This is a genomic window from Kordia sp. SMS9, assembly GCF_003352465.1.
Classification (GTDB): domain Bacteria; phylum Bacteroidota; class Bacteroidia; order Flavobacteriales; family Flavobacteriaceae; genus Kordia.
Genome location: NZ_CP031153.1, coordinates 106,501 through 129,628, shown reverse-complemented (window position 1 = coordinate 129,628; position 23,128 = coordinate 106,501). Strand labels below are relative to the sequence as shown.

The 23,128-nt window shown below is 37.0% G+C and carries 19 protein-coding genes; 6 read left to right on the top strand and 13 right to left on the bottom strand.

What is annotated here, in order from left to right; genetic code table 11:
* Window positions 1–324: 324 nt before the first annotated feature.
* Window positions 325–6,405, bottom strand: coding sequence for an alpha-2-macroglobulin (locus KORDIASMS9_RS00570; protein ID WP_205318022.1), 6,081 nt, complete (start codon window positions 6,403–6,405; stop codon window positions 325–327).
* A 203-nt stretch (window positions 6,406–6,608) separates the two neighbouring features.
* On the opposite strand from KORDIASMS9_RS00570, the gene KORDIASMS9_RS00565 reads away from it, so the two are divergent.
* Entirely contained in the window at window positions 6,609–7,562 is a 954-nt protein-coding gene (locus KORDIASMS9_RS00565; protein WP_114900981.1) for a lipopolysaccharide assembly protein LapB, read from the top strand.
* Between the two features lie 23 nt (window positions 7,563–7,585).
* Here the strand turns inward: KORDIASMS9_RS00565 and KORDIASMS9_RS00560 are convergent, their stop codons facing one another.
* The 10 genes from KORDIASMS9_RS00560 to KORDIASMS9_RS00515 all read right to left on the bottom strand — a co-directional run bounded on the left by KORDIASMS9_RS00560 (window position 7,586) and on the right by KORDIASMS9_RS00515 (window position 16,803).
* Window positions 7,586–8,527 carry a DUF3137 domain-containing protein gene (locus KORDIASMS9_RS00560; protein ID WP_114900980.1) on the bottom strand — a complete coding sequence of 314 codons (942 nt, stop codon included), beginning with the start codon at window positions 8,525–8,527 and terminating at the stop codon, window positions 7,586–7,588.
* On the bottom strand, window positions 8,527–9,093 hold the full coding sequence (locus tag KORDIASMS9_RS00555) for a LemA family protein (protein ID WP_114900979.1): 567 nt from the start codon (window positions 9,091–9,093) through the stop codon (window positions 8,527–8,529). Before KORDIASMS9_RS00555 ends, KORDIASMS9_RS00560 begins: the two co-directional genes overlap by 1 nt.
* Before the next feature lie 111 nt (window positions 9,094–9,204).
* Complete coding sequence (locus KORDIASMS9_RS23590; RefSeq protein WP_205318021.1) at window positions 9,205–9,666, bottom strand: hypothetical protein; 462 nt, start codon at window positions 9,664–9,666, stop codon at window positions 9,205–9,207.
* Window positions 9,667–9,690: 24 nt separating this feature from the next.
* The gene (locus tag KORDIASMS9_RS00545) at window positions 9,691–10,452 is read right to left on the bottom strand and encodes a cyclase family protein (protein ID WP_114900978.1); all 762 of its coding nucleotides are present in this window, start codon (window positions 10,450–10,452) and stop codon (window positions 9,691–9,693) included.
* A 15-nt stretch (window positions 10,453–10,467) separates the two neighbouring features.
* A complete protein-coding gene (locus KORDIASMS9_RS00540) occupies window positions 10,468–11,808 on the bottom strand; it encodes a hypothetical protein (RefSeq protein ID WP_162819695.1) in 1,341 nt (446 codons plus the stop codon).
* Window positions 11,809–11,851: 43 nt separating this feature from the next.
* Window positions 11,852–12,346 (bottom strand): hypothetical protein, encoded by a 495-nt coding sequence (locus KORDIASMS9_RS00535; protein WP_114900976.1) that lies wholly within the window; start codon window positions 12,344–12,346, stop codon window positions 11,852–11,854.
* A gap of 429 nt (window positions 12,347–12,775) precedes the next feature.
* On the bottom strand, window positions 12,776–13,792 hold the full coding sequence (locus KORDIASMS9_RS00530) for a glycosyl hydrolase (RefSeq protein ID WP_114900975.1): 1,017 nt from the start codon (window positions 13,790–13,792) through the stop codon (window positions 12,776–12,778).
* 63 nt (window positions 13,793–13,855) lie between these two features.
* Window positions 13,856–14,179 carry a hypothetical protein gene (locus KORDIASMS9_RS22970; RefSeq protein ID WP_162819694.1) on the bottom strand — a complete coding sequence of 108 codons (324 nt, stop codon included), beginning with the start codon at window positions 14,177–14,179 and terminating at the stop codon, window positions 13,856–13,858.
* A 44-nt stretch (window positions 14,180–14,223) separates the two neighbouring features.
* Window positions 14,224–16,026 carry a glycoside hydrolase family 2 TIM barrel-domain containing protein gene (locus KORDIASMS9_RS00520; RefSeq protein ID WP_114900974.1) on the bottom strand — a complete coding sequence of 601 codons (1,803 nt, stop codon included), beginning with the start codon at window positions 16,024–16,026 and terminating at the stop codon, window positions 14,224–14,226.
* Between the two features lie 276 nt (window positions 16,027–16,302).
* Complete coding sequence (locus tag KORDIASMS9_RS00515; RefSeq protein ID WP_114900973.1) at window positions 16,303–16,803, bottom strand: hypothetical protein; 501 nt, start codon at window positions 16,801–16,803, stop codon at window positions 16,303–16,305.
* A 173-nt stretch (window positions 16,804–16,976) separates the two neighbouring features.
* Here KORDIASMS9_RS00515 and murC point away from each other — a divergent pair, with 173 nt between their 5' ends.
* Both murC and KORDIASMS9_RS00505 read left to right on the top strand, forming a co-directional pair.
* A complete protein-coding gene (gene murC / locus KORDIASMS9_RS00510) occupies window positions 16,977–18,332 on the top strand; it encodes a UDP-N-acetylmuramate--L-alanine ligase (RefSeq protein WP_114900972.1) in 1,356 nt (451 codons plus the stop codon).
* 95 nt (window positions 18,333–18,427) lie between these two features.
* Entirely contained in the window at window positions 18,428–19,081 is a 654-nt protein-coding gene (locus tag KORDIASMS9_RS00505; protein WP_114900971.1) for a hypothetical protein, read from the top strand.
* Between the two features lie 49 nt (window positions 19,082–19,130).
* Here the strand turns inward: KORDIASMS9_RS00505 and KORDIASMS9_RS00500 are convergent, their stop codons facing one another.
* Window positions 19,131–19,736 (bottom strand): FMN-binding negative transcriptional regulator, encoded by a 606-nt coding sequence (locus KORDIASMS9_RS00500; RefSeq protein ID WP_114900970.1) that lies wholly within the window; start codon window positions 19,734–19,736, stop codon window positions 19,131–19,133.
* A 2-nt stretch (window positions 19,737–19,738) separates the two neighbouring features.
* Window positions 19,739–20,194, bottom strand: a complete 456-nt coding sequence (locus tag KORDIASMS9_RS00495) for a DUF1569 domain-containing protein (RefSeq protein ID WP_114900969.1) — start codon at window positions 20,192–20,194, stop codon at window positions 19,739–19,741.
* A 166-nt stretch (window positions 20,195–20,360) separates the two neighbouring features.
* On the opposite strand from KORDIASMS9_RS00495, the gene radC reads away from it, so the two are divergent.
* The 3 genes from radC to KORDIASMS9_RS00480 are packed head-to-tail and all read left to right on the top strand — an operon-like array spanning window position 20,361 to window position 23,025.
* Window positions 20,361–21,062, top strand: coding sequence for a DNA repair protein RadC (gene radC / locus KORDIASMS9_RS00490; RefSeq protein ID WP_114900968.1), 702 nt, complete (start codon window positions 20,361–20,363; stop codon window positions 21,060–21,062).
* Window positions 21,063–22,358: a polysaccharide deacetylase family protein gene (locus KORDIASMS9_RS00485; protein ID WP_114900967.1), complete on the top strand. Its 1,296-nt coding sequence runs from the start codon at window positions 21,063–21,065 to the stop codon at window positions 22,356–22,358.
* Window positions 22,342–23,025, top strand: a complete 684-nt coding sequence (locus KORDIASMS9_RS00480) for a YjjG family noncanonical pyrimidine nucleotidase (protein ID WP_114900966.1) — start codon at window positions 22,342–22,344, stop codon at window positions 23,023–23,025. Before KORDIASMS9_RS00485 ends, KORDIASMS9_RS00480 begins: the two co-directional genes overlap by 17 nt.
* The last annotated feature ends 103 nt before the right edge of the window (window positions 23,026–23,128 follow it).

The window sequence follows — 23,128 nt, the reverse complement described above, 5'->3', positions numbered from 1 at the left end:
ACTAGAATTTAGATCGCGCTTACATGCTTTTAGACCTTTTTAATGTTGAATGTTGAATCGTCATTGCGAAAGTTTTTTAAGATGCACAGCTCACCACGTCACTAGCGTTCCTCGTGATGACGTATGGAAGGATTTGTTTTATCCGATCTAAAATTGCACATCTGAAATGCCAAACGTCACTTCGAGTGATTTTTCATTGAAAAATTGTATCGAGAAGTACTTTGAAACTCAGTACTTCCTAGTAGATCTCGATACAAATTTGTTACACAAATTCACTCGATCAGACGTAGTATTTCAAATCATCAAATTGCAAACATTGCCCCATTATTGAATTTTCACACGAACGCCTTCACTGTGACTGCTAAATTCAGGCGCGTACATGCTTTGAATCGTTGAAATTCCGTTAGAGAAATCCCCTTTATTGTTGACGCGCAAGTCGTATTCAAATACAAAAACACCTTTGGGTAAATAGTCAAAGAAGAAGTTGGTACTCGCGTCTTTGGTACTTTCATAATACCCCAAACCATCTTGCCTTTTGTATTGCGATAATACATTGATCGGTTCAAAACCTGCCGCGCGCATGTCTTTTAAATGCACAAATTCCATCGGTCGGTCGTTTCGAAGTTCAATGCGAACACGCACTAAATCACCCAATTCAAGTTTTGTGTTTTCGTCGATTTCCGTAATCACTTCGCCAGTGTCGTCATACGTACGTTTGAAAAGTTTTTTACTCAATTTCAACGAGGTTTCTGCCGTGGTGATTTTATCTAAATCTTCAAAATATTGCCAGTACAATCCGCCCCACGCGATGCCTTTTCCTTTTTTGCTGATGGTAACTTTTGCCATTTCAGGCGTAATTTCGCTTCCGTTCCACGACGTTTTATAATAGCCTGTACCAGCTTCTACTTTTACATTTTCTAAGGTTTCAGGCGAAATTTTCTTAGTGCCAATCGTTACATCAACCATATCGGTTACGGAAAGCCAGTCGCTTCCTTGCAACAACAACGCGTATACTGCATCCGACGTTGCTTTGGTAGTAGACCAACGATTGGTTTGTTTATGTTTCAGCAGCCAAATCTTTAGGTTATCTACGGAAGTGATATCATTCGAAATTTCTGCAAAAGCTTCAATGAGTAACGCCTGCGTTTCAATCGGCGCTTGATACCAATACCAAGAAGATGTGTTTGCCTTCCAATACATACCCAATTCGTCACTCGTAATGCTGTTTTCTTGTAACGAACGCAAAATGGCATTGGCAGTTTTTGTACGATTGTTTCGATGTGAAATCAATGTCATTAATCCTTTGGAATATAAACTGCGTTTCAACCAATATTGATCTATTTGCCCTAAATAATAATCGCGAATTTTCTGTGCTTCTTCGTTCAATGAAATCTCCCCAAAAAAGCTTCGCATGTATAAATAATGCAATTGCGAATATGACAAATGATCTTTGGACAAGTCGGCATCTTTATTGTATTTGCGAATGTCTTTGTATTCTTGCACAAATTCTTTATCAAGATATAGAACTGCTTTTTGAAGAAGCTTTTTGGTGTTGAAATTTTCTTTTGTACGCACACCTAATTTTTTCAAATGTCCAAAACCTGTAATGATATGTTGTGTAATGAACCTACTTTCGCGTCCGCCAGCAAACCAAGGAAATCCACCAGAAGGCAATTGCATTTGTTGTAATTTTTGAAGTGTACGCGTTTCTTCATCTTGCATGCGATTGAGATCGAATAGTAATGCAATTCGTTTTTTCTGTTCCGTTTCCGATTGTGCATCGCGAACCCAAGGCGTTTCTTGAATGATTAATGATTTTAATTCTTGATTCTTTTCTAAATTGCTCAACAAAGCATCCGACGATTTCCACTGATTGAACACTTGTTGAATCCTCGGATTGCTATTTGCGATGTGACTTGCCAATGCATTCGCGTAGTAACGTGAAAATGTTTGTTCCGAACATTCATACGGATATTCCATTAAATATGGCAAGGCTTGCACGGCATACCACGCAGGATTGGATGTCATTTCCAAACTCAATTTGTGATGTGTCAACGTTTCAGATGTTGTGTTTGCCAATTTGTCCAACGTGAACGTTTTGGTTTCGTCAGAACGAATCCACATGGGCAAGGTTTCCGTCACCAACATTCTATTGGATAAGACAGGCAATGCATTTTGTTCGCCATCGCTAAATTCGCCTGCTTTCGCTGTGATGGTATATTGAACTGCTTGCAAATTCTTCGGAATGTATAGCAACCAAGAAACTTGTGTATTTCCTTTGGCGTCTACTGAAAATGTTTGAGTTGGCTTTCCTAAACGCGGAAATAAAGCAGAATTGATATTGTTTCCGTTTGTCGGATCAATTAACTGTAACGAAGCTTCTCCGTTGAGGTTTTTATCGGATAGATTCGAAATTTTTGTGCTAATTACTACTTCGTCACCTTCCCGTAAAAATCGAGGAGCATTTGGCAATACCATCAATTCTTTTTGCGTAACTGTTGTCAGTGTTTTAGTCGCTGAATGTAATGCTTTCGTATGTGCTAACAATTGTAGTTTCCATTCCGTCAAGGCTTCTGGCGTCGTGAAGGTGAACGATACATTTCCTTCGCTGTCCGTTTGCAATTGTGGAAAGAAAAAAGCCGTTTCTTGTAAATTTTTTCGTGGAACTATAGTTGCTGCTTTTTCTTCAAATAGCTCAAATTCTCTAGCAGAAGATGCATCGCCATCTCTAAAACTTGTGTTTTGATCTCCTGCTGCAAATGAATTAGCATTGCCAACAGCTCCTAAATAATCGCTTGATTCTTCCGCATCTTCAGCAACTGGAGCTGCCATTTTTCGCTCTGACATGCTTGCAGATTCCATAGCTACCATTTTGCGCATCATCAGTCTTCTTCTGGCTCTATATAACGAAAATCCAAACCAATTGAGTTGATCGTAGGCTTGTGTGCTGTAGTTTCTGTGTTTGGTGTTCATGTAGGAATCGCCAAAACGAGCAATGTCAAAACTTTTTCCAGCATTGATATAAATGTGACTATAGTATGTAGGTTTGTAGATTGGATTAAAATTCCAAGCGTGCGATTTGAATTCGTCCAACGACGCATCATACATGCTAGAAAGCAGTTCTGCCGCTACTTTTTCTCCTTTCGTGCCTTTGATTTTAAAACTCCAGGTTTCTTCTTGCGCAGGCTTTAATTTGTCTCTAAACGTAGTCGTTTCTATCGTTAATTCAGATGGAGGATAGTTTACGATAATTAGAAGTTCTTGACTAATAAAACTATTAAAAACCGTTCCAGAACAATGTATTACAAATCCGCCTTCATCTTCCTTTTCTACAGGAATTCGAATGGTTTGTTTACCACTTCCCATTGAAATTTGATACGATTTTACAATGCGTTTGTCTTTTTCAATATCAACCGTTAATTTCAGTAATTCGTTTGCTGAATTTATATGAAGCAGGACTTCTTCATTTGGTGCATACGACTTTTTGTCTGTATAGATTTCAAATAATTTATTGTCTGCAATGAGTCTATCGTTCGGATCCCAAACATCGATAAACGTAACATCTTTGATTTCAAAACCATTGGCATCTGTAGTCATGGCTTCCACGATATATTTTCCAGGTTCCCAACGTTTGATTTTTCCTAGGTCTAGTTTGGCGGCTTTTTCGGTGTCGAATGTTTCATTAAATACATTCTTCCCTTTTTTCCACAATCTAAAATCTTCTTCTTCTTTTGAATAGGCATCGTACGGAAATAATTCTTTAAATTCCTTTTCAGAGATGGATTGATAATCGGGCACAGCAAATGGACGTTTTCGCAATACACGATCAGGCGCTTGCAATTTGTGAATGCTTATTGTGCCTTTTGCAGAAACTTTCTCGTTGTTTAGATTTTTCGTGATGATTTCTACGGTATAATCGCGTTTGGTGGCGTCTAGTTTTTTATCAATTAAAATTGTAGCCTGCAAACTGTGATAACCAACATGTACAATTGTAGTTGTACTGCGTGTTTCTCCGTTAATGTCTGTAATATCTGCCGTAATTTCATAATCGAATACAGGCAATAGTTTTTTATCGGTACTTTCATCAGGAATCGCTTTAAAGGAAATTTCAAAGTTTCCTAAAGCATCTGTGTTGGTTTCTCCGCTTGTAATTTGTTGTGAAGATGTGTTTATATATGGACTTCTCCAATATACCCATTGTGGATAGCGTGGCGTTCGTTTTACGGAATAACTCACCTTGGCATCCGAAATGGTGCTTCCCGCGAAAGCGAGTGCATTTCCTTTTACTGTTACTGTATCATTGATGGCAAAGGTTTTTGTGATGGGTAAAAACTCCGCTTTAAACTTTGGGCGTTTGTATTCTTCCACAGAAAAATAAGTACTTCCGAGTCTGTCGTTATGTATTGAAGCATTTAGTGAAAAACTTCCTGTTAAGCCGTTATTCGGAATGACAAATTCACCTTTGAGCGAACCGTATTCATTGGTAACAAACGAATTGGCACTTACCACTTGATTATTGGCATCACGTAGTGTAATTTGTACTTTTTCATTACTGACAATCGTAGATTTTGTGCCTTCTCTACGTACCAAAATTCCTTTGAAATGTACGATTTGCGATGGTCGATAAATGCTTCTGTCTGTAAATAAAAAGAGGGTTTTTATCGGATCGGTATTTTCTTGAGTGGAACGCTTGTAAAAACTAAAATTTTCATAATACGCCGTATCATTTTTTGTAGCAACTTTAATGTCTAAATCATACAAACGACCAACGGAAGCTGGATAAAATGAAGCACTTCCGGTAGCATCAGTGGTGAGTGTTTTTTGCTTGTTATCTCCTCTGTAGCCTAGTTTGTATTTAATGTCTATTCTTTGATTGACAATTGGGCTTCCAAAATTTCTATCGGTGAGTTGAAATATATATTCGCTAAGCGCTTTTTTATGTGTAATGGCAATATTGGTGACTTGTAAAATTTCATCTGCCATAAATTTTCGGTTTAGTGTTTCCGTGGGAGATGCAATGATGACATAGAAACCATTTTCTAATGGCGGAATGGCAATTTCTGTGGTGTGCAAATGATAATCATTATCTGTTGGTAAGGTTGCGTTCCAAGTTTTTGCAACAGGCAAATTGTTGATGAATTTGAATTGTTTTTTATCATCTAACGTATAGTATTTGTCTATTTGATTGTATTGTATTTTACGAATAGAAAAGTATAGTTTTTCTACATTTTTATACTGAATGGACATTCTTGAATGTTTCGCAATTGGAATAATCTCTTCGGTAGTGATAGAAAATTCTTTTTCTAAAATATCAGCTCGGATGGCTTTGCATTGTGCAGCCGCTTCACCTTTTGGGAATTTTGCAATGACCGCATCACACAATTCGATTGCTGTTTTGTATTCCCATTTATATTTTTCAGGTTGTTCGGTAGTGTAAGCATCTCCAAATCCTTTGTGCAATTTGGCAGTTTCTACATCATACATTGCGGCATACGGATGAGAAGCGTGTGTTGCTTTTTCTTGTTGATATATAGCGATGAGTTTTCTTTTTACATTTTCAAAAGTAGCTTTTTGCTGTACATATTTCAAGCGTTCAATATTAACGGCAATTAGTGCTTCAGGCGATGCATCTTTCAAGTGAAAACGAATGAGTTTTTGATAGATTTGCAGTGCTTTGAATTCTTGCGAAAGCGTATCTTTTGTCGTCAATGTGAGTTCTGAAAATTGTTTAGCGTCACTCAAATAGTCTTCATTGTTAATTTCGAAAGTTTCACTCGGTTTTGTGATGTTGTTTTCGGTCGATTTGTAAAAATCTAAGGCATTGTGCGCCAAAAAATCATAGACAGTTGGGCGAAAGGTTTTCGAGCCTTTTTGTGTGTTGAGAATTTCATTAAACGCACGTAAGTCTGTCGTTTGCAATTGTTCCGCATTTTGAAGTGATGCATCAAGTTGTGTGAAGATTTCAGTAAATAATGTCTGTAAATCCCACGTTCTAAAATCGGTGGCATCTACTTTTTCATTCGTTTTGGTACGATTGTAAAATTTGTAACGATTCGTTTTAAAGTATTGCCAATACAATTGTCCTAAAATACTTTGCAGCATATTTTTGGAAGGAAACGATTGTGTGGCAATTTCCGCTTTGAGATTGTTGATGATGGTCAATTCAGCATTTTCTTCCAGCGTCATCTGATAATTTGCTTTGTGCAGAAACGCTTTGATGATTTGCGGATTGTTTTGATCGTTCTTAGCAAGTGTGTAAATTTCAGAAACCTTTTCAAAAGCGGATTTCGTTAGACCTTTCTTTTCAAGTGCCGTGACTTCTTTCCAAAGTTGTGTATATTTTTCTTGTGCGTTAGAAAATTGACTAAAGAGTAGAATCATAAATATAGTGAGTGCGTTTTTCATTCGTTATCATGTTTAATCACAATGTAAAATTCTAAAAGACGTTTTTACGTATGTAAAGTAAGAATTTTAAATGCAATAGTGTTACTTCTGTGTGATAAATTGCAAAGAACATTCCAAGATAGAAAATGTTAAGATTTTTTTATAAAACAAGTCACGCTGAAAGTAGTATCTTTGTAAATAGCTATTGAAACTGAAAACTACACATGAAGCATTTTTTTTTACTCCTCTTATGTATTCCGATGTTGTCTATAAGTCAAACAACTGCGGAAACTGCACAACAATTATTTGATCAAAAACAATATAGCAAAGCTGAAACTATTTTAACAGAAGCTGTTGCCAATGCGCCCAACGATCGTCAGTTGATCGAATTGCTAGGTGACGCGTACGGATTCCAAAAAAAGTGGGATGGCGCTATTGAAAATTATGAGCTTTTGGTAGAAATGGACGATTTTAATGCCAATTATCATTATAAATTTGGTGGTGCAAAAGGCATGAAAGCGCTGGAAGTAAGTAAACTGAGAGCGATCGGTTTGATTGGTGATGTGAAACGCTCGTTTAAACGTGCTGCCGAACTCGATCCTACACATATTGAAGTGCGTTGGGCAATGGTGGAATTGTATATGCAGTTGCCAGGTATTATTGGCGGCAGCTATAAGAAGTCGATGAAATATGCCAATGAGTTGGAAAATCTTTCGAAAGTAGATGGTTATTTGGCAAAAGGATATATTTACGAATACGATGACGAGCCTGAAAAAGCGGAAGAATATTATAAGAAAGCGATTGAAGTTGGCGGTTCTGTAACGTGCTATGATAAGTTGACCGAGTTGTATGTAAAGGAAAATCAGCCATTGAAAGCAATTTCAAACCTTGAAAAGTCACACCAAAAACACCAACGAAATGGCATGCATTATCAAATAGGAAAAGTGGCTGCCGATTATAATATTCAGTTGGATAAAGGCGAGAAGTGCTTGAATACCTACATTGCCAATTATACCGCAAAAGATGGTGTTCCAGTGTGTTGGGCGTATTACCGTTTGTCACAAATCGCCAAACATCGCGGCAATAAGCAAAAAGCGTTGGAGTGGATTAATAAAGCCTTGGCGGAAGAAAAACTAGATCCGTTTGAGGAGCATAAAGAAGCGATTTTGGAGATGTAATTTATTAGATTTCTTTGATAAAACTATCGCTTCGTCCAAATTCTCAAGTTTAAATCCAAGTCGTTGATGATTTCTAATATACTGTTCACTTCTTCCAGAAAGCGTTGAATTTGCGGAAAGCTGACATCATCATGAATACTCGCTTCAAACATATTGTACGACTCTCTGATGGCAATATATACATGGTGTCCACGAAATGAAAGATACATGTTGGCATCAAACCGATCTTCCAAATCTACAATACGTTGCATCATTTTAGGTGTCAAAATATATCTCGCCTCCACTTGATCGTTGCTGTATACGTTGAAGCGATCTTCAAATTCGGGATCTTCCAATCGAACGCGTTTGAATCTTGAAAACCATTTTCCACCCGAAGAATAGACATAGGTTTCATTGTGAATTTCCTTGTTGAAATCTGCAATTAAAAACAAACCTCTAAAGATGGTTGTATACGAAGTTTTTGTGTTGCCATTTTTATCTCTGCGGGTATGTTTTTCTTCGGCGTGAATTTCTGAAAAAACAAATTGTGTCGCGTCTAGTTTTCCACTGAATAAATCTTCTCCATTAAACCGATCAGGTCTGGTAAAAAGGTTACTCGCATTAAACATGCTTTTGGAAATATGAAGTTCATCTTCGTATACAATACCTGGAAATTGTGCTTCTACAATGGGTTTTAAAACCTCATCCTTGTATTTTTCTACCCATTTTCCTTTGAGCGTGGAGGAAATAATAGCAGGAATGGCAAAAATGATCGCAGGTGCTAACAATATAATTAGGAACATGTACTGATTTTGAAATCTAATCACATCAAACATAACCAAAAACAAACCTACTACGACCAAACCAAGATATACAAAAAGCGTGGTTTTCCAATTCTTTTTTGATCGTTGAAAAATATCTCTTTTAGCCGCTTTGAAGGTTGTCAGAATGGCAGCGTATCTGCCTTTTACTTCTTCCGATATCATTAATTGTCAAATAAATTTTTTACGTTTGGGTTTTTACTTTCAGAAGGAATGATATCAAAAAATTCTTCTCTTTTAAAGTTAAAAAAACCAGCGATGATGTTGGAAGGAAATTTGTCTAAACCGTTGTGATAGTCTAACACAGAAGCATTGTACGCTCTACGAGAAGCCGATAATTGACTTTCTATTTCGTTTAAGTTGTATTGAAGGTTTAAAAAGTTTTCGTTTGCCTTTAAATCTGGATAATTTTCAACACTGATGTTAAGTTGTTGTAAACCTTGCGATAATTCGCTTTCCAATGCACGTCTTTCGGGTTTGTCCAATGAAGAAGTGACTAATTTTGATCGAAGTGCAGTGATGTTTTCTAATAAATCTTTCTCATGATTCATATATTGTTTTACGGTTTCTACCAAATTCGGAATCAAGTCATATCGTTTTTTCAGCATGACATCAATAGAACTTTCCGCATTTTGAACTTGATTTCTTCTGCCGATCAAACTGTTGTATACAGCAGCTACTGCAATGAGGACGATGACTACAATAGCAATCAGAATAATAGAGATATCCATAGTGTTTTTAGTTTAAGGTTTGTGTGTGTATTGTATACGTATTGGTTTTTGGTGTAATGTTTCAATTTAAGTAAAAATTTTTAGTAATGGCAACATTTATCAATTCGTAGTTCAATATGAATCTAAATACGGATTTTCTTTGATCAATTGTTTTTTATGCGCTTTTGCTTTCCTTAAAAATGGAATAGAAACTAAGACTCCAAAAACACTTAAAAGGAGTAAAACATTTCTTGAAAAGGAATATTCTGCAAGACTTAACAGTGTAGTGTCAATATAAATAATTCCTATTACAGTTAACGGTGTGGAAATAACAAGTACTACAGTAGCCATAAAGATACTTATGTTTATGCTTTTAAGTTTTTTGTTATTTCTTTTGATAATGCCTTTGATACGTTCAGAAAAAGTGCCATCCCAATAACATTTTGCGCAGCGTTCTCCACCTTCAAATCGGTGATAACAGCGTTCTTTACCGTATAAATAGTGTGCACAAGTAGCGCACAAATTTTTCTTTTCAGAAACATCCGTGTAATATGCGCTTTTACATTCTTTACATGTATTTATATCTGTATTCATGTCCGTTTTTATAGTAAATTGGTATTATTCCATCATGGCAACCACACGCGCTGGTGCAGCAGAAGCTCCGACAATTTTTAAAGGAAATACAGCTACTTTAAATCCTGAATAGGGTAAGGCATCTAAATTGACCAATTGTTCCATGTGACAGTATTCTTTGCGTTGTCCAACTAAATGCGCTTCCCAGAAAAATTCTGAATTTCCTGTTTCTTTTGCTTTTTTTAGCATGTAAGGTAACGGCAAATCCCAACCCCAAGAGTCTATTCCCATGACTTTTATGCCTTGATCAATGAGCCATTCTGTGGCTTCCGCGCTCATGCCTGTGCCGATTTTATGAAAATCTTTTGAGCCATTAAATTTGTCTCTTCCAGTTTTAATCAACACAATCATGTTTGGTTGTATACTCAGCTTATGTTCCGAAAGAAATGTGGTAATATCTGCTACGGTAATTGCATCAAAATCTACTTTGTGTTTCATGTCGATCACAATGCCGTCACCGTAACACCAATTGAGCGGAATTTCATCAATGGTTTTGGCTTTTTCACCATTCACAGTAGGCGAGTAGTGCCAAGGTGCGTCAATATGTGTGGTAGCATGTACGCCCATTTTTTTGATCGTATCATCTGCCCAACCTTCAAATCCTTTGGGAAATAATTTAAAAGGCAAGCCCAAAATACGAAGCAACCATTTGGCTTTTCGATGTGGTTTGTGCTTAATTTTGACTTTCATAAACCAAGGATCATTTTTATTGTATTGAATCGGTTTGGAAAGGTCGATGATATTCATAATTGGTAGTGTTGGTTAGTTCGTTTTTATTTTGATTCCCGCTAACAAATAGTCAGGATTGTCGGTTCCGAAGGTTAAAAATAGATACAAGTGATTTTCGTGAACTATAGGCGACACAAATCCACCTAAGTGATCAGATGTCCATTCGTATTCCGGATATTTATTGTAGATGTTTACAGGATTGACAAGCAACGGACTGCGCGCATCGTGAATCCATTCGTCATTTTCCAGCGAAAGCAACCCATATTCACGATTGAAAGATGTCAAATATTCCGAAGGCAACTCTTCGCTTCCCAATAAAATATACAGTTTTGAATTGTAGGTAATATAACTCGCATCATCCGCTTTTCCGCGAATATAGCCTGTTTCGTCTTTGGCTTTTTGTATGATTTTAGACGAACTGATACCTTTGTTTTGATTGAATGCTTTTAGAATGTTTTTTGTAGTGATTTCATGTACTTCCGATTCAATAAACCGTTTGCTTCTTCTGTGAAACAATACTCTGTAGACTCCGTTGTGTTTTGTGATTGCCAACGGAAAACTATTTTGCTGTTCGCCATGCCATTCGGGAATTTTAATTTCTTGTGGCGCTTGCACAATATCTAGTGTTGCATTCAAGATCATGTATGCAGACGTGTAGTTTCCGTTAGGCTGTTCTACGCCAAGTAAAACCAAATACGTACCGTTTTTTAGTGGCAACGGATTTCCGGTGCTGAATACATTTCCTTCTTTTTTGGCAAACGCAATTTGCGAAGTATCCACTATTTTCTTTTCTTGAAACGTCCAATTTTCCAAGTCGGAACTTGTAGCATAATAAATAGCTCTTGTTTTGTGTGCGCCAAAAATTACGGGCGTGAGCAATACATACTCATTTTTGGCTCTTTTGATGATGCCGCCCGCTTGAATGTAATTAATATATGCGTCTTTAATGTGTGTTGGATACGGTTGTAGCAACGGTTCGTTTCCGATGATTTTGTAATTGACAAACGGATTGAAAAACTCCAAGGTTTCGCCTTCGTCCATATTAAAAACACCTGCGTAGGTTTCGCCAAGCGTAATCCAACCGCTTTTCACATCTACATTTTTTATTTCTACAATCGTAGCTGCTTCTTCACTTTGCGTGATAAACCACGATTGCTTTTCGGTGGCTTCTACGAGCAGGTTTTCTAGATTTTTGTAATTTGTTTTGATGCGGTTATTGGCTTCATCTATGGCAATGATAAAAATAGGATTCGCACGTTGTATATTGCTTTCCGTATCTGAAATGAGGCAATTGGCAAAAACATCGTTGAGACTTTTTTGCGCATACAAAGAAGTAGTTGCAAGAATCGTTAATAAGAAAAAAAGGATTTTCATAGGTTGCTTCATACAGTGAAGAAAGGTAGGAAAATTTTAGTTGCTATGGAAGTTGTTGTGTTTTTTGAGCACGTTTTTGTCGTTGCAATACCTTGTCAATTCTCCGTTTGTTTTCTTGCTGTAATAAGGAAGGATATAAATTCATGAGAATATTTGGAATCATCATGATCAGTCCAAATACAAAACTTACGCTAATACTTTGATAGATGGCGGCAATCGTCACAAAGGCAAATCCGATGAGATGACTGATTTCAGAAAGCGTCATTTCATAGCGAATCACGGTTAAATCCGTTTGTTTGTTTTGGACCTTAATTTTCTGATTGAAGAATTTGAAGAATGTATTTTTTACAATCCACCGAAAGAAGTTGATTCCGATACGTTTGTTCAAGCGTTTACTTTTGATGAAATTTAGGTTCGATAGCTTTTTATAGTATGCCGTTTTCATCAAGAAACTATTTACAATCATGCCCACGATCCATGAAATAAACGACATGGATACTCCAAATATAAAGCCTAGTAAGATGTGTTTTGTTAGCATTTTTTTGGGTTGTGGATGGTGTGTTGTATATGGTGTTTACATATCTAATACCAATTTTACTATAAGATGCAACAAATAAGCGCGTTCATTCAGCATTCTATTTCCTTGCGACTATTTTCCGTGGCTAAGGCTATGCAAAACATTCGCAGCGTTCTATAATACCAAAGCAACTTCGCTTCTTGTAGAAAAATTGGTATAATTTAGCAAATACAAATTGAATAAAAAATCTTTGAGAATTTTTTTAAGTAGGCGAGCACAAGCAATTACTTTTGCTTATTATTAGGCGATGTTTTGACCGATCAGAAACTGAACTGAACTGCACAAAACAATGAATATCACTGTAATTCTATTCATAAGGGTTGCGTTAGAAATACCCAAGATACTACTTTTTTATTATACAAAATCAAGCCCAATTTTACATATAAAGAGTTACTCATATCCCAACTCCTTAAACAGTGTTTCTGACTGCTTCAAATAACGTTCTTTGTCAGTCTCCAAAAACCATGCTTTTGCCACGTTGGGGTTATTGTGCAAACGTCCGTCTTTCCATTCGCCAATACCATCAATATGCAAGCGTTGCCAGTTTTCGTTGATCAAACTAATCGCTTTGATGTTTTTTTCATAACAAAAAGAGAAAAAATTGACAAACCAATCTGTCCAAGCCGCATCACTTTTTGGTTCAATACCTTTAATCGGATTGGCTTCTGCAATCATGACGGGTTTTTTATACACTTTAGCATGTTCCATTACAGCATCGCAATAGTTGCCAAAATTGGGATCGTCGTAAGCGTGTCCAAAGACAGAAATTCCAACCCAATCCACATACTCATCGCCAGGATACCAGTTAGATGCAGGATAGTCTTTATACGGTTTGGAAGCATACGAATGCCAGACAAAGGCAATATTTTCCACACCATCATTCCGCAAAAAATCAACAATATATTGGTAGGCTTTTATATAAATTTCGGGTTCTAATTCATTATGCATACCATCAAACTCGTAGCCAATGCGAAGATAGATCGGTCGGTTGATTGATTTTGCCCACGTACTATATTGTTGTAGTACGGAATCATATTTGCCATGACTCACATTTTTATCAATGTCCAATTTTCCAACCATCCAAAGCGCACTTTGCAAAACCGTGTTTGGAAATTGATCCACCAACATTTGGTGGTTTTGCGAACTGTTGGTTTCGTTGGTATGTGTTTCTGTTACACCATTGAATTCCGTAACTGCCCAATACGCTGCCCAACCTCCAGGAATGGTTTCCTTGGAAAAATGATCGAGGTATTCGGTAATACCTTCCACCGTTTGTCCCATAATTAGTAAGGTTTTTCCATCTGAAGGTACAAACTTTGTCTTTTGAAACGCATAAACAAAGTCAGGATCGACTGTAGTGTCTATTTGTGCGACCATTTCCTCAATGGAGAGTTTGTTTGTTGGCATATATTAGGTGTTTTTGTGATACTCTTTAAAAGTAGTGTAAAGCATATTGATATCCAATACATTTTAACATTGAACTTGCAAAACTTCATTTTGAAAGATTCGTAATAAAATGGTGTTTTTTTGTTGTTTTATTGAAGAATTCGCAATAAAAATCCTGGGGAAACCTTCTCGCAGCAATGCAACAAGCTTCCCGCAACGTTGGAAACGTCCCTGCAGCCCTGCGAGAAGGTTTCCCCCGTGTTCGAAACGTTCTTGCAGCTTTGCGAGAAGGTTTCCCCCGCGTTCAAAACGTTCTTGCAGCTTTGCGAGAAGGTTTCCCCCGCGTTCAAAACGTTCTTGCAGCTTTGCGAGAAGGTTTCCCCTGCGTTTGAAACGTTCTTGCAGCACTGCGACAAACTTTCCAACGATATTAGGAAATACTTTTTAAACCATCACTCAAAAACCACCTCATCAAGGTAAATACTTTGCGGATGTCCGTAACTATTAGAGAAAAGTACCAAGCCAGAACGGATGCAGCTTAAATCAGCGCGTTTTATTTTTAGTGTATATTTTTTCCACTTGCTACTCAATGTAATTTTTTCAGATTGTATAGTGGTGTCAGGAAAAGGTTTGTCTTTTTCTATCAATCCAAAACCAATTTTTGCGGTCACACCATCACGATCTGCTTTTGCCCAAAATGAAAACTTAGTAGCACCTTCAATAGTATATCCGCCAAGTGTAGTTCCCCAATCATTTTTAGGATCTACAAAGGCAAGTCCGTACCAACCACTTCGTTCTGTATACTCAATTTTAATAGCGGATGTTCCCGAATATACTTCTGTGGTGTGTTGCATGTCTACTTTCATCGCTTGATAATTGCCCATATAGCCTGTGGGAATATAAGGAAGTTCATCACCATCTTTATACACATAAAAAGGCGCATGCACTTTTGGAACTAAGTATTTTCTGTTTTTAGATTCGGCATCATTCACTTGAATGCCCGTAGAAGCAATGCCCACATTGTTAAAAGTATCCTGCACATTAACATACACTTTTACCGCGCCATGTTCTTTTGGGACTTGAATTTCAAATCCGTCTTTTAGCGAACCTCTATGGTTTACTTTATGAATTTGACTTCTCCGTTTGCGACTTCCTGTATGTTGATTGTAATAGAAGCTAATATTTAAAGCTTCATTTTCGGCATCAGAAACTTCCAAAGTGATAGGAATCCATGTGTTACTGTTTATCGTTTCGTTGGAGAGTTGAAAGGTTTCAATTTTCGGAATGGCATTCGTCGGTTTTTTTCCTGTAAATGCTTTGCGAATTGCCCAATAGGTCGGACGATACAAACCTCTGTGATGTGTAAATAGCCACGGACTTCCATAATCGTTTCCATCTGCATAATGAAATACGTATACGCCTAAACAATTGGGTTTTGTAACGATCCAATTTTTATAACCATCAGCAATGGCAGTGTATTTTTCTTCGTCAGATGGTTCTACTTTCACACCATTGACTTCATTTTTAATATCCCATTCACCTTGCACATTAAACTCGGTAATGATGTACGGTTTGTCAATGTTTCTTTTTTCTAATTCCTCTTGAAGAAAATTTGCGCCTGCGCCATAACAATTCAAGCCATAAATATCAATTGAAGGCACATATTGTTGCCACCATTTCAAACCAAACGTCCATGCTTCTGTAGAACTAATTGGGTGATTGGGATCGAGCTTTTTGATATTGCTACACACACGTTCCAAGAATTTAGAATACGCTTCTTTCTCTTCGTCTGTTGCCATGTTGAGGTACACTTCATTCCCAACGCCCCAAGTCAACACCGCAGGATGATCTTTGTACATTTTCACTACGTTTATAGAAAAATCGTACATCGCTTCCATACCGTCTTTATCTCGTAGATAATCAAAGCTATCGTCATCTTCCATGCCTGGACGTCCGTGTCGCATCCAAATGCCGACCATCACTTTAATGTCATATTTTGCAGCAGCGTCTAAAAATGCTTTGGTATTTTCTCCAGTTGCCCACGTACGAAGTGTATTCACGCCAAGTTCTTGCAAATCTTTAAAATATTTGTCATAATTCGCCACGTCATTTTCATGACCAAATGTGGCGCCTTTCACGGGGAAAGGTTTTCCATCGACTAAAATATTCCAAGAAGTATCTTTCTTTCCAAGAGTTACTTGTGCGTTACAGAATGCAACACAGCAGAGTAGGAGTGTACTAACAAAGGTTTTCATAGATCGTTTTTTTATAGCAATTTGGAACAGAAGTATGCAAAATACACTCCGTAACTTTTTCATTCCTATAAAAATACGATTTATTGCTGAGTTTTCTTTGGTGCTTTAATAAATGACCAAACCACAAATAAGCTTACAAAAAAAGTAATTAGTACATCTGAAATACTAAATCTGGCTTTTACTATATAATTTAGTCAAGGTATAAGCTATAGTTATGAATAAGCTAGCGTATAAAGTCTAGTTGTTTTTAAGGAAATTGATAATTTTTTTCATGCCTTATTCTTCTATTTTGTCAGGATTTTTATTTGGATAGCGTAGATATAAATACATTCCGACAGCTATAAAAGCGAAGCCTTTTATAAACATAAAAACGATTCTTAAATCGGCTTCTTTTCGTTCAAAAAAGCTTGTCTCAAATGGACGTATTTCGGTTTTCGTAATTTGTTGCAAAATCTCAGGCATAAAAATAGAAATAAACACTGCAATGATAATGCTAAGACCAATTTTACTAAATAGTAAACGCAAGCTATCATCTATAGTAAATGCAATACCTACACGACGATTTTTATAGGTCTTTCCATAAAAAACCATTTCTAATAATAATCCCAATATCCATGAGATTATTGTAATGATTAGTAAAGACAGCAGTCCATCTCCTGTAGAAAAGCTGATAAAAGAATAGAGTGCATAAAATAGGATGAGTCCTGGAACGAAGTTGACTAAAAACTTGTCGATGAAAATGTCATTAAAGAACGCGTTGATTTTTTCGTTGTTCATAAGTTTTATTGGTATTGGTAATAGGTTTTATATAAAAGTTACGATCTAAAAGTAAGAAATTTCAGGGAAAACTTGTCGATTCATCCGAAAAAAGTCCCGTTTTTCCATTAAAATTAAATTCCCAAAAAACAAAAAAGCGGTTTATCTTTACACTTTCAGAATTTTTAGATACGATGCGAATACATTTTATAGCCATTGGCGGAAGTGCCATGCACAATTTAGCACTTGCGTTGCACGCAAAAGGATACCAAATTACAGGAAGTGACGATGTTATTTTTGAACCATCTAAAGGACGATTGAACGCCAAAGGCTTGCTGCCAGAAACGTTTGGTTGGTTTCCTGAAAAAATCACGACAGATTTGGACGCCATTATTTTAGGAATGCACGCCAAACCTGATAATGCCGAATTGCTAAAAGCGCAAGAATTAGGTATCACTATTTATTCGTATCCAGAATTTTTATACGAGCAATCCAAATACAAAACCCGCGTTGTCATTGGTGGAAGTCACGGAAAAACGACGATTACTTCGATGATTTTACACGTATTAAACTACCATGATATTGCCGTCGATTATATGGTGGGCGCGCAATTGGAAGGTTTTGACACGATGGTGCATTTGACGGAAGAAAATGATTTTATCATCTTAGAAGGCGACGAATATTTATCTTCTCCAATTGATCGCAGACCTAAATTTCACTTATACAAACCAAATATTGCCTTGCTGAGCGGAATTGCGTGGGATCATATCAACGTGTTCCCAACGTTTGAAAATTATGTGGAACAATTTCAAATATTTGTCGATTCCATCACCAGAGGCGGAAGCATCAATTACAACGAAGAAGATGCAGAAGTTGTGAAAGTAGTGGAAGCTTCCGAGAATCCGATTCGTAAGCTAAGCTACAAAACCCCTAATTATACCATTGAAAATGGAGAAACGCTCTTAGAAACGCCTGATGGTTTTATGCCAATTGAAATCTTCGGGAAGCATAACCTCAATAATCTCGCTGGCGCGAAATGGATTTGCCAACATATTGGAGTGGACGAAGAAGATTTCTACGAAGCTATTTCTACTTTTAAAGGTGCGAGCAAACGATTGGAAAAAATCGCAGCGAACAATGCTACGGTAGTGTACAAAGACTTTGCACATTCGCCAAGTAAAGTAAAAGCAACGACAAAAGCCGTGAAAGAGCAATATCAAGATCGTACGGTATTGGCATGTTTGGAATTGCACACATACAGCAGTTTAAACGCGGAGTTTTTAAAAGAATACGAAGGCGCGTTGGACGCGGCAGACAAAGCCGTGGTTTTCTATTCGCCGCACGCAGTAAAAATAAAACAATTGGAAGAAGTTTCGGAAGCGCAAATTGCCGCTGCTTTTCAACGAGACGATTTGGTAATTTACACCGATCCAGCCGAATTCAAAGCCTATTTATATAATCAAAACTTAAACAATACCGCAGTGTTATTGATGAGCTCAGGAAACTATGGCGGACTTGATTTTGAAGAATTTTCAGCACACATACACTAAACTGTAAGAATTTGCGTTTCTGAAAATAAGTAACCATAAAACCGAGCGCGCATATTTCATAATTACTTTTTTTAAATTACTAAAACCAATTAATTATGAAAAAACCATTTCTACTAGCGTGTCTAGCAATCTTTCTATGTTGTACTTCTTGTTCCAATGATGATGATACCACCGTCGTTGAAGACGATGGCGGCATTTATGCATTAAAAGTTGGAAACTCTTGGGTGTATCACCATTTTGAAAGGGAAAATCCACAATCAGAAGTGTTCAATGATGTCAGTGTCATTGACTCTGTAAACATTGTTGGGACAGAGGAAATTAACGGGAATGTATTCTTTAAATTTAGAAGACGTACTTCAGGTAATGAATCCAATATTGCCTTTTGTTCACCAAATGGGGAACACTTTGAATATTTGAGAGATTCTCTTGGGTATTTGATTAATGATAGTGGGAAAGTGCAATTTGCTCCTGTGGGCGATACTACAGAACATATTTTACAGATGTATACCAATGATCGACTTATTTTTCAACGTTCTGATGCAAGTGAGATGATCAATACACCTGCTGGCGATTTTGATTGTTATTATATGAATTTATATACAAGAACAAATGCTGAAGATGAACGTTCTATAGGAACTAGTAAATACTACCGAATGGACGGTGTAGGCGAAGTATTTACCACATCATCATGGGCAAGTAGACCACTACACACCATAGAAAAACGACTCATATCGTACGAGTTGCAATAAAACAAACTAAAACTTACGTTAAAAAACATCCTGTAAAACTTAGTATAATTTACACTATGTTGTCGAGAAAAGCCGTAATATCTTTGCGGCTTTCTTGTATTAATTCCTCTTTTGCGAGTTTGGTGTCTTTAGGTAATTTATCTTGTGATAACTTAAACTTTCCTTCCCACGAAGTAATTTCTAACTTTATTCCCACAATATAATCGGCAAGTGTTTGCGCTCTCGGACTTTCAGTGTCTAAGACAAACGGTTGTGCCGAAGTTTCTAAAAAAGCGGTCATATTCGCAATAGAATCTAGTACTTTTTCATTAGCAGGAATGCGTGTGACTTTCGCCGAAATATGTACTTTGACATAATTCCATGTGGGGAATTGTGGCGTGCTGTACACGTTCGGAGAAATATAGCAGTTAGGTCCGTGAAATATCGCTTGCGCGGGAATGTGCTCTTGTAGCAATTCAATATGCGGATTGAACTTGTCAATATGTCCAATCAACGTACCGAATTCTCTGCCAGAAGCGTTATAAATCAAGGGAACATGTGTGGTGAAAATTTCGCTGTCTTTGGCAGAAATCAACGTCGCTAACGGATACTTTTTGATCGTTTCTACAATATTCTTAAAATCCGTTTCTTGATGGTGTTTTGGAGGATAGTTCATAATTAGGCATCAAATTGACTTAAATGATGGTGTAAATGTTTGTATTGCATTTTTCCCCATTGTTCATGTGTAAACTTTCCAAACATTGGATGCGTTGGCCATTCTGTCGCTTCTTTGTAATTGTGAAACTCTGTAACCAATTCCGCTAATTTCGCTTTCTCGGTAGCCAATTCGCGTGCATCGGTAATCAAAAAATCGCGTACGGTTGGCAAATTCTGCGTCCAAGGTTTGTCATTATACATCAAGGGTTTGTAAATCTTAAACACCAAGCGTTTCATAAAACCCGCTTTTTTTCCAGTCAAGGCAATTTTCCCCATAGACAATTCCAAAGGTTTTTGGCAATGTGTACACATTTGTCCTACTGACATTTTTCCCCAAGAAGGAACAGATGCTGGTGTTAAACTATCAATTCGCTGTAAAACTTCTTCACGTACGGCGTCATCAAATAATGATTTCATAGCTGTTGTATGTATAAAAATTAGGTGTGATCTAAAGGTACTGCAATCGTGGGAAACCTAAAAATAATTCCCAAAAAATAACGTTCACACATTTTTTTCAACGCTTACAAACTCGTTTGACTATTCAAACCAAAAAAAGACTAGCTTTAAAGAAATAGTATCAGAAATGAAAGACAATACGACAAACCTTCAATCCATAAAATATTGGTCAGAAGACGATCGTCCACGTGAAAAATTAGCACTCAAAGGAAAAACAGCAATGAGTGATGCGGAATTGTTAGCCATTTTAATTCGTTTGGGCAGCAAAGACGAAAGTGCGGTGTCGCTTTCCAAACGAATTTTAGCTTCTGTTGATGGAAATTTGAACGAACTAGGAAGACTATCTTCGGATCAACTCAAGAAATTCAAAGGCATTGGCTTGGTCAAAGCAATTACGATTATTGCAGCGTTAGAACTCGGAAAACGTAGGCAAATAGAAACCAAAGTAGAACGCCAAAAAATAACGTCGAGCAAAATGGTATTTGACATCATGCAGCCGATTATTGGCGAATTGCCACACGAAGAATTTTGGATTCTGTACCTCAACAATTCCAACAAAGTGCTAAAAAAATTACGTTTGAGTAAAGGCGGCATTACAGGAACGTTGGTCGATATCCGTCTCGTATTGAAAACGGCGTTAGAAGTAGGTGCTGTTGCCATTATTTTGGCGCACAATCATCCATCAGGAACCTTAAAAGCAAGTGCAGCTGACAAAGCAATTACCAAAAAATTACGCATGGGAGCGGAAAATATAGATATAAAAGTATTAGATCATTTAATTATCACAGAAAAAGAGTATTTTAGTTTCGCTGATGAAAACTTACTCTAAATGCTGTTAGTATACACCAAAAAAATTACACCAAGACTTCGGTATACATTTAAACATGTACTGACACGTATTCTGGGAATTCCTATTGATTTTACCACGAAAATAGAAACCTTTATTGCGCACAACGAAGTTAAAATGTCGTACGTAAAGCAGCCTTTGGGCGACGAATTTTCGGTACGAAGTCACGATTTACTATTTGAGCAAGGTATTGGAGAAGTAGACATTACGATTCAACAATGGGATGAAGTTCCTTGTTTCTTTCCCGCAGGAGAAAAAAGTACAGTGCCTTTTGACATTTTTGCAGCAAGTTTCTACATGTTGAGTCGCTACGAAGAATATTTACCGTATGTAAAAGACGAACACGGACGCTACACTGCCGCAGAAAGTTTGGCATACAAACACGGTTTTCTCACCATTCCTGTCGTAGATATTTGGTGTCAGAAGTTTTTAAAAATCTTTTCAGATCGCTTTCCAGACGTAGTTCCCGAAGAGCGTGAATTCACATACACACCCATGATCAATGTTCCGGTAGCGTATGCATATAAAAAACGTGGAATTCTACGAACGCTTGGTGGATTTGCTACAGATATTGTTCGGTTTAAATTTTCACGTTTCATAGAACGTTTCGCGGTATTACTAGGTATGCGCGACGATCCATTCAACAATTTTGACGAGCTAATTGCACTGCACAAAGTATACAACACAAAAGCGTATTATTTCTTTCAAATTGGCGATTATTCTACGAACGATCACAATGTATCGATCTATAAAAATGAGTTCATTCGCTTGATTAAAAATGTGTCGGATTATAGCAAAGTTGGACTGTTGGCATCGTATGCTTCTTTTTCCGAAGCCAAAAAATTGAAAAAAGAAAAGAAGCGACTCAATACTACGATCAACAAACCTGTAAAACGTGTGCGACAACATCACAACATGTTGAATGTACCGCAATTCTACAGAAACTTAATTGATTTAGAATTTTCAGAAGATTATTCCATGGGCTATCGTGATGCGCTTGGATTTCGTGCAGGAACCTGCAATCCGTTTTACTTTTATGACATTGGCATGGAAATACAAACACCGTTGCGCGTACATCCGTTTTGTTTGGAATTTACAGGGTATTTAGAAGCGGAAGTTTTTACCGATGAAATCATGAAAATGGCAGTGGAAGTCCAAAAAGTAAATGGTATTTTTGCAGCGGTATTTCACAATGTAGTACTTGCAGAGCGCAGTATGGATTGGAAAGAGCTATATATCAATTTGTTAAAAAAATATAACAATGCTGAACATCACTGATATTTTCTTTGATTTAGATCACACACTTTGGGATTTTGAAAAAAACTCCGCGTTAACGTTCAAAAAAATACTAGCCGAAAACAAGGTTGAGGTCGATCATGATCGCTTTCTTGCGGTGTATGTGCCCGTAAATTTAGAATACTGGCGATTGTTCCGAGAAGAAAAAATTTCGAAAAAAGAATTGCGATACCAGCGTTTGGCGAAAACGTTTCAAGCGATTAATTTTGAAGTATCTGACGAATTGATCAATACACTTTCTGAGCAATACATTCAGTATTTATCCAGCTTTAATCATCTTTTTGAATATGCTGAAGAATTGTTGAAAAATCTCCAAGAAAAATACAATCTTCATATCATTACCAACGGTTTCCGAGAAGTGCAACACAAAAAAATAAAAGCTTCTGGAATTTTATCCTACTTTGAACATATTGTGGATTCGGAAAGTGTGCATGTGAAAAAACCCAACCCAAAGATTTTTGAACATGCCTTAGATTTGGCAAACGTTGCTCCTGAAAACGCGATGATGATAGGAGATAGTTTGGAAGCTGATGTTTTAGGAGCATTAAAGGTACATATGAATGTGATTCATGTTGATTTTGACAAGAAATACACACATTTGCTCTGTCCTTTGGTACATGATTTGACTGAAATTGAAAAATATCTGTAATAAAACCGCAAAAGTGTCGTTTTTTTAAGAAACAGTTGTTATTAGAGAAAGAATCTTTTTTCTTTTCTTAGGTATTGAAAAATACTCCATTATTCAATGATTT